Annotated in this window: 10 protein-coding genes; 7 read left to right on the forward strand and 3 right to left on the reverse strand. The window is 39.2% G+C overall.

Translation table 11 applies throughout. The features are described 5' to 3' along the window. Positions 1 to 11: 11 nt before the first annotated feature. From BFM98_RS00680 to BFM98_RS00705, 6 genes are all read left to right on the forward strand, one after another. Positions 12 to 326, forward strand: coding sequence for a DUF3784 domain-containing protein (locus BFM98_RS00680; RefSeq protein WP_083225184.1), 315 nt, complete (start codon positions 12 to 14; stop codon positions 324 to 326). A gap of 225 nt (positions 327 to 551) precedes the next feature. Continuing rightward, complete coding sequence (locus BFM98_RS00685; RefSeq protein ID WP_066036254.1) at positions 552 to 1,736, forward strand: hypothetical protein; 1,185 nt, start codon at positions 552 to 554, stop codon at positions 1,734 to 1,736. A 17-nt stretch (positions 1,737 to 1,753) separates the two neighbouring features. Continuing rightward, complete coding sequence (locus BFM98_RS00690) at positions 1,754 to 2,926, forward strand: amidohydrolase (protein WP_066036255.1); 1,173 nt, start codon at positions 1,754 to 1,756, stop codon at positions 2,924 to 2,926. A 108-nt stretch (positions 2,927 to 3,034) separates the two neighbouring features. After that, on the forward strand, positions 3,035 to 3,187 hold the full coding sequence (locus tag BFM98_RS00695; RefSeq protein WP_004231380.1) for a YpzG family protein: 153 nt from the start codon (positions 3,035 to 3,037) through the stop codon (positions 3,185 to 3,187). 119 nt (positions 3,188 to 3,306) lie between these two features. After that, a complete protein-coding gene (locus BFM98_RS00700; RefSeq protein WP_066036256.1) occupies positions 3,307 to 3,843 on the forward strand; it encodes a hypothetical protein in 537 nt (178 codons plus the stop codon). A 20-nt stretch (positions 3,844 to 3,863) separates the two neighbouring features. Continuing rightward, positions 3,864 to 4,202, forward strand: a complete 339-nt coding sequence (locus BFM98_RS00705) for a cupin domain-containing protein (protein WP_066036257.1) — start codon at positions 3,864 to 3,866, stop codon at positions 4,200 to 4,202. 30 nt (positions 4,203 to 4,232) lie between these two features. On the opposite strand, the gene BFM98_RS00710 is transcribed toward BFM98_RS00705, so the two are convergent. Then, positions 4,233 to 4,724, reverse strand: a complete 492-nt coding sequence (locus BFM98_RS00710) for a GNAT family N-acetyltransferase (protein ID WP_004231387.1) — start codon at positions 4,722 to 4,724, stop codon at positions 4,233 to 4,235. 69 nt (positions 4,725 to 4,793) lie between these two features. On the opposite strand from BFM98_RS00710, the gene BFM98_RS00715 reads away from it, so the two are divergent. Then, a complete protein-coding gene (locus BFM98_RS00715; protein ID WP_004231389.1) occupies positions 4,794 to 5,222 on the forward strand; it encodes an NUDIX hydrolase in 429 nt (142 codons plus the stop codon). Positions 5,223 to 5,274: 52 nt separating this feature from the next. On the opposite strand, the gene BFM98_RS00720 is transcribed toward BFM98_RS00715, so the two are convergent. Continuing rightward, complete coding sequence (locus tag BFM98_RS00720; RefSeq protein WP_048392380.1) at positions 5,275 to 6,435, reverse strand: aminotransferase class I/II-fold pyridoxal phosphate-dependent enzyme; 1,161 nt, start codon at positions 6,433 to 6,435, stop codon at positions 5,275 to 5,277. A 3-nt stretch (positions 6,436 to 6,438) separates the two neighbouring features. Further along, positions 6,439 to 7,554 (reverse strand): methionine biosynthesis PLP-dependent protein, encoded by a 1,116-nt coding sequence (locus BFM98_RS00725; protein ID WP_048392381.1) that lies wholly within the window; start codon positions 7,552 to 7,554, stop codon positions 6,439 to 6,441. Positions 7,555 to 7,853: the final 299 nt, after the last annotated feature.

Raw genomic sequence — 7,853 nt, forward strand, 5'->3', positions numbered from 1 at the left:
GATGATTAACCTTGGGAGTACTTGTCTATTTAATAATCATGCTGCCGTTTCTCATCTTCGCCATTGTTCTATCGCAAGGTAAAGGAGCTTTTCTACTTGAAGGCTTTCATACGATGGCACAGGAAGATAAAGAACAATATGATGAAAAGGCACTGGCAAGATTTATGGGAAAAATGATGTATGGCTACTGTTTTTGTGTCCTTTTATGGATACTAAACGAATTTTTCCATACACAATGGTTATTTCATGTAGGTCTTGTACTTTTTGTCGCCCTTACGATATTTTTTTTGATCTATGCGAACACAGGTAATCGTTTCAAAAAATAGCATGTAAGAGAAAGTAGAACCATTTTATAATGGTTCTATTTTTTTTGTAAGCGCTTTATGAGAATTCTTTAAAATCTAAATATTTGGAAAACCGTAATTTTAGTGTCACGAATATGCTCGTTCATGCGCTGTTTTTCTTCTTTTCTGTAAAAATAGAATTTTAAGAATAATTAGTATTATTATAGATGACATTAAAAAATTACTAAGTTAGGAGAATTCTTTGATATGTCGCAAATGTTAGCACTGACGATAGTACTTGCTATTCTTTACATCGGAGATATCGTAGCAACAAGAACGAAGGCGTGGATTCCATCTGTGTTCGTCTGTGCGGTATTATTTTTAATTGGCTATTGGACATTCTTCCCGAAAGATATTGTTAGTATTGCCGGGATTGGTCCAGTCGTTGCCACGATGTTAATGTATTTATTAATTACGAATATGGGTACACTTCTGTCCCTTAAGGAATTGAAAAACCAGTGGAAAGCCATCGTTATTTCTTTAGCTGGTATTGTAGGCATCATCGCCATATTATTTACAATTGGTGCCTTGCTATTTGATTTAAAAACGATGATTGTTGCAGTTCCACCATTAGTCGGTGGTGTTGTGGCAGCGCTAGTAATGTCAGAAGGCGCTTCTGCAGCTGGCTTAGAGGATTTAGCCGTCTTTGCCATTGTAATTTATGTCATTCAAGGTTTTGCAGGATATCCCATCACGTCCATTGTATTGAAGCGTGAAGCAAAACGTTTATTAAAAGAACATCAGCAAGGGAATATACAATCGGTAACACAGGTAGAGGATGTTGAACAGGCATCTGAGCAACCAAAATTATTTAGGAAAATTCCTACCAAGTACAATACAGAATACTTTAAATTTTTCCGTTTAGCGCTTGTTGGATTATTAGCGTATGGTACATCTACAGCATTAGCACCTGTTGTGACAGTCAATGCGTTAGTGCTATGCCTAGTGTTTGGTGTCCTTGCATCGACATTTGGTTTTTTAGAAAGACAACCATTGCAAAAAGCAAATGGCTTCGGTTTTGCCATTATGGGGTTAATGCTCTTTATATTTGATGGCTTAAAACAGGCTTCCCCTGAAATGCTGATGCGTATTATTGTGCCATTAGTAGTGTCTATTGTCTTAGCAGTTATTGGTATGTATATTTTCTCTTTCATCGCAGGAAAAGTTTTAAAGGTCAGCCCGAATTTAGCGTTTGCTGTATCCTTAACAGCGCTCTATGGGTTCCCAGCAGATTATATTTTAACGAATGAAGTAGTGAAATCGTCCACAGCCGATCAAAAAGAACGAGAAATGCTGTTAAGTCATATGTTACCACCGATGCTTGTGGGAGGTTTCATTAGTGTAACGATAACATCTGTGATTTTAGCGGGTATTTTTGTCAATTGGCTATAAAGAAGGAGAGAGTCAGCATGAATAAAATGAAAGAAATTATTGCGGAATTAAATAGTGAGCTTGTGGCAATTCGTCAAAAATTGCACAGTGAGCCAGAGCTTTCTTGGGAAGAATATGAAACAACGAATTATGTAGCAGCATATTTAGAGAACCTTGGTATTCCGTATAGACGAACAGAGCCAACAGGCATTATTGCGGAGTTAAAAGGGGGCAAGGAAGGAAAAACCGTTGCCTTACGTGCAGATATGGATGCATTATCAGTTTATGAAATACGAGAAGATATTCCGTATCGCTCTAAAACGGATGGTAAGATGCATGCCTGTGGTCATGATGCGCATACAGCCATGTTGCTGATTGCAGCTAAGACATTACATACGGTACAAGAAGAAATTGAGGGAACAGTTCGTTTTATTTTCCAGCCAGCGGAAGAAGTAGCTACAGGCGCAAAAGCGATGGTAGAGCAAGGAGCAATGAAAGGTGTAGCTAACGTCTTTGGTATTCATATTTGGTCACAAATTGACACAGGGAAAATTCAGTGTAATAAAGGTCCTGCCTTTGCCTCTGCTGATATTTTCAAAGTGCGCTTTAAAGGGCAGGGCGGTCATGCCGCAGTCCCACATGATGCCATTGATGCCGTGATGATTGCTTCAACGTTTGCTTTGAATGTCCAAACAGTTGTGGCACGTACAGTCAATCCACTTCAACCTGCCGTTCTTACAATTGGAAAAATGGAGGTTGGCACACGCTTTAATGTAATTGCAGAAGATGCCATTTTAGAAGGGACTGTGCGTTGTTTTGATAAAGAGGTTCGTTCACATATCGAAACGCAAATTCGTCATTATGCTGACCAGATTGCCTCACTTTATGGTGGCACAGCAGAGGTCGTTTATGAATATGGTACACAAGCCGTCAACAATGATGTGGCGAGTGCCAGCTTAGTCGAGCGCCTTGCAGCTGAACATTTTGGCGCGGATGCTTATCATATTGATGATCCGACAATGGGTGGAGAAGACTTTAGCTTTTACTTAGATGAAGTACCTGGCTGTTTTGCTCTAGTAGGCTCAGGCAATACAGAAAAGGATACACGCTGGGCACATCATAACGGCCATTTTAATATCGATGAAGATGGTTTGCGCGTTGGAGCCGAATTATATGTACAATATGCATTAACTTGGTTAAGCGAAAACTAATAAAGTGAAGTAACTAAGCTTCTTATGAAATTAGTATAAATTCACCTTAGCGGGTCATAATAAAGAAGATTTCACTTATGAAATCTATAATGATGAGGAGGATGAAAAATGAGTAGGTTCGAACAACTAGACCCCAAATCTCAAAAAATCCACCGCAACTGGTCAAGGATTAAGCGATCAAAATCGCAAGTAAATGGTGAAACGGAGATTACTCTCCATAACCGTCTCTTGCGAAGTGAAGCAAAGGCCCGTCAGTTTTAATCATGCTAGAAAAGTAAGTGTCATCAAGCCCAGAAAAAATTCTGGGTTTTTCTTTATGACTAAGAAAGATGTATTATATTGTAAGAAAGTAATTTCTAACAGAAAAGGAGAGGAAAGCTATGATTAATCCTATTCCCATTTATCTACAGCAATTTGCAGGAAACGTCCAAATTATAGATGACGTTGAATCCCAGTTTCAGCTTCATTCTAGTGCAGGCAATGAACAATTTGAAATTTGGTATTACGGTGATTTGCTAATGATTGAAGGGGAGGAAATGCCTTATATTACAGGCTCAACCGCTAGAATCGTTGCTAAAGATCCTTTATCTGCCGAGGAAATTTTGCTCTTTGATGCGACTCTACATGGTTATAATGCGCTATTTTGTGAGGCGTATACAGAGAATCACCGTGACAACCGTCCTCTAGAAAAATATAATTTACCCGAAACAAAAGTCGTATTATCATTTTTCTATAACATCGACTATGACGGAGAAATAGACGACTATGAGGTAGATGAACAAGAAAATGTTCAACTTATAAATGGAGAAACCACTAACTGGGAAACGATTAAAAGAAATGGCTATGATGCATTTGCTTTTTATTTTAAAAAAGAAGATGGAACACTTTTAGCATTTGCTGAAGAAGAACTAGCCTAAAAGGAAGGGATTTTCGCGAAATGCAACTCATACAATTTACACAAGATTTAGCAAATCCAATTCATCAATACCAATCCATCGATACATTTTATAGAAAAATCACGAAAACGGAAGTACCTACGACGATCGGTTTCATCTATATTGAGCCAGGCGGTGTGGTTGGTTTGCATGAAGCCCCCATTCCACAGCTATTTATCGTTATTAATGGAGAGGGATGGATTAGTGGTGAAGATGCTGAAAAAATCACGATAAAAACAGGACAGGGAGTACTATGGCATCAAGGTCAGGCACATGAATCTGGTAGTATAACGGGCTTAACAGCACTTGTTATCCAAGCGGAGCAGATAAATCTTACATAAATAAAAGTGTAACGGTAGTTGCAAGAACCGTTACACTTTTTCATATTGTTTAACCAATTTAACTGTTTTAAGTAGATGGCCATCAAATTGTTCATCAAATTCTTCTATTGCTACAAATCCCTTTGCTTGATAAAAATGCATACCAAGTTTATTTTCTTTCTCTACACAAACAAATAAAGACGATAGATTTGGGAGCATGCGTAGTCCTTCCTGTAAAAGTGCAGTACCCACGCCCTTACCATGCATATCAGGATGTAAATAAATCGCATGTAGCTCCGCCTCACCTTGTGTTACATTTGAAAAATTAGCAAAGCCTACTAGCCATTCATCAAAAATTGCAACGAGAAACGGACTATTGATGAGACGTTCGATTAATCGTTCTCGACTATAAGCTAGTTGTAAAAAACGATCTTGAATGTCACGTGGAATGATTCCTTCGTATGTATGATGCCAGCTTATTCTAGCAATTTCTTGTACAAAAGTAATGTCATTTTCTTGCATCTGTCGTATAATAAGTGTCAACACTTTTCACCTTCTATTCCAATTTTTCTCTTTATTGTAACATTCAATCATTCAAAGGGGGTCACTTTCATGCAAGTAATTGAAAAAGCTTTTGGCTATATCACGAGAACGCATGAGGATCAATTACAGGTACTCGTATTTGAACAGAATTCAGTTGGGGCAGGTATCCAGGTGCCCAAAGGTACGGTTGAGGAAGGGGAAACACCTTTAGATGCTGTGAAACGGGAAATGCTAGAAGAAACAGGTCTAACCACACTTGTCGTTCAAGCGCTAATAGCACAGGATTATTTTAATCATCCATCAGGTGTTTTACAGAAACGGTATTTTTATCATTTAACATCCGATGAAACACGGGATGCATGGCAACATCATCCAACAGGCTTAAACGAAGGGGATTTAATCTTTTCATTCTATTGGATTTCAGCTGAGCAAGATGCCCTGCTAGCAAAGGGGCATGGCGATTATTTATACCGATTGTTAGCAAAGGTGAGAAATTGAACCTATTATAATAAAACCGCGTCAATTGGACGCGGTTTTTATGTTGATTCAATTAAGCCTTGGCAGCAATCTCTAGGGCTTGTGCAAAATCAGCAATTAAATCATCAACATGCTCAAGTCCTACAGAAAAACGTAGAAGACCATCTGTGATGCCTCGTTTAGCACGCTCTTCAGGCTCCATAGCCGCATGACTCATTTTTGCAGGGTAAGAAAGGATAGATTCTACTCCTCCAAGAGAGACCGCAAATACTGGAATTGTCATCGCCTCAACCAATGCCTTGGCAGCTGCATAGCTTGGTAGTCGGAAGGATAAAACGGCCCCAGGACTTGTGCTTTGACGCTGATGAATAGCGTAGCCTGGGTGTGAAGCAAGCCCTGGATAGTAGACCTGCTCAACTAGTGGATTGCTAGCCAAATACACAGCAATTTTTTGTGCAGATTCAGCAGAACGACTAAAACGTACATCTGTTGTTTTGATGTTTTGTAGTAGTGTGAATGAATCCTGTACACCTAAAATATTACCGAATGAATTTTGGATAAAGTAGAGATCCTGACCTAGCTTTTCATCGGCAGTAACCGTTAAGCCAGCAATAATATCAGAATGTCCAGATAAAAACTTCGTTGCACTATGAATGACGACATCTACACCAAGTTCTAGTGGGCGTTGGTGTAACGGTGTCATAAAAGTATTATCCAAGAATGTAAGGCAGTGGTGTTGCTTGGCAAGCGCCACTACACCACGAATATCTGTAATGCCTAACGTTGGATTTGATGGTGTTTCCATATAAAGTAGTTTTGTAGCTGGCGTGATTGCTGCTTCTACAGCTGCTAGATCCGTAAAATCTACAAATGTATGGGAAATCCCAAAGCGCGGCAACACCTTTGTTACAAAACGATAGGTTCCACCATAAACATCCTCAGTCATGACGATATGATCTCCCTGCGATAACAGCATTAATGCTGCTGATACGGCAGCGATACCAGATGAAAATGCATGGGCACGAACGCCACCCTCAAGCTCTGCTACAGCTTTTTCTAACGCATCTCTTGTAGGGTTGCCTGAACGAGCATAATCATATTCTCCAAATTCATCTATACTTTCTTGATGGAAAGTAGAGGACAGATACATTGGGACGTTAACAGCCCCTTTTTTATTACTATAGCCATCACGAACACCTGCGTGAATGAGGCTTGTTTCAATACGTTGCTTCATCAATTACGCCTCTTTTCTAAGGATATCAAACACTTGTCGTAAGTCTGCAATTAAATCTTCTGGTTCCTCAATGCCAACAGAGAAGCGTAATAAACGATCACAAACGCCACGCTCCACACGCTCTTCATAAGGCATATCTGCATGTGTTTGTGTAGCAGGATACGTAATAAAGCTTTCGACACCGCCAAGACTTTCAGCAAAAGTAATTAACTTTAAGTTACGAAGGAATGGGTCAATCCACTCAGGCTTTTGCAAGCGGAATGACAGCATGCCACCTTTTCCAGTGTAAAGGACATCGGTCACTAACTCTTCTTCCTCTAAGTAAGCAGCAATCGCCTTCGCATTGGCATCATGTTGCTTTAAGCGTAGATGCATTGTTTTTAGACCACGAATAAGTAACCATGAATCCATAGCTCCTAGCACCATGCCACTACCATTATGAATAAAGCCAATGCGTTCGGCTAATTCTGTGCCTTTAGCAACCACTAGCCCAGCTAAAACATCATTATGACCACCAATATACTTCGTTGCAGAATGAAGCACAATATCTGCGCCTAATTCAATAGGGCGTTGGAAGTAAGGCGTATAAAAAGTATTATCCACAATTAACCATGCCCCATGCTTATGTGCTAACTCCGCATACACTTGTAAATCAAACTCCTGCATAAGTGGATTTGTTGGTGTTTCAATAAATATTGCACGTGTATTTTCATTCATTAATGCTTCCACCTGTTCAACCGATTCAAATTTTGAATAAACAGGCTTAATATTATAAGTATCTTGGAAGAAATTAAAAAGTCTATATGTACCACCATATAAATCATCTGGCACGACTAATTCATCGCCTGGTTTAAATAGGGATAACACCAATTGAATGGCAGCCATCCCGGAACTACAGGCAAAGCCCATATCGCCACCCTCTAAATCAGCAATTCCTGCTTCTAAAAGAGCACGTGTAGGATTTTTTGTACGTGTATAGTCAAAACCAGTAGATTCACCAATCCCAGTATGTTTATAAGCAGTCGATAAATGAATGGGTGGGCTCACAGCTCCTGTTGCTGGGTCACTTAAATTACCAAGTTGTACAAGCTTTGTTTCAATACTTCTGTTTAATGTCATGACGTCACTCTTTTCTTCAATATTATTAAAAGCAACAACTTTTGCTTTCAATTTAATAGTATTCTCAATAATTGTTACCAATTTAACATGGATACTAAAGAAGAACAAGGTGATTTCTGAAAATTAGCTAGATTATTTATAGTTAATCACCTAGGAATAGTAGGAGATTCCAGGATAAAGATAGAGCTAAAGAGAGGATAGTTTCAAGTTACGGATACAAGATAGAAAGTAGCGGATACAACGCGAAAAGTGGTGGATAGAGCAGACAAAGTGGTGGATAGGAGTCAAGTCCTAATTAT

The organism is Lysinibacillus sp. AR18-8, assembly GCF_001705465.1.
GTDB lineage: Bacteria > Bacillota > Bacilli > Bacillales_A > Planococcaceae > Lysinibacillus > Lysinibacillus capsici.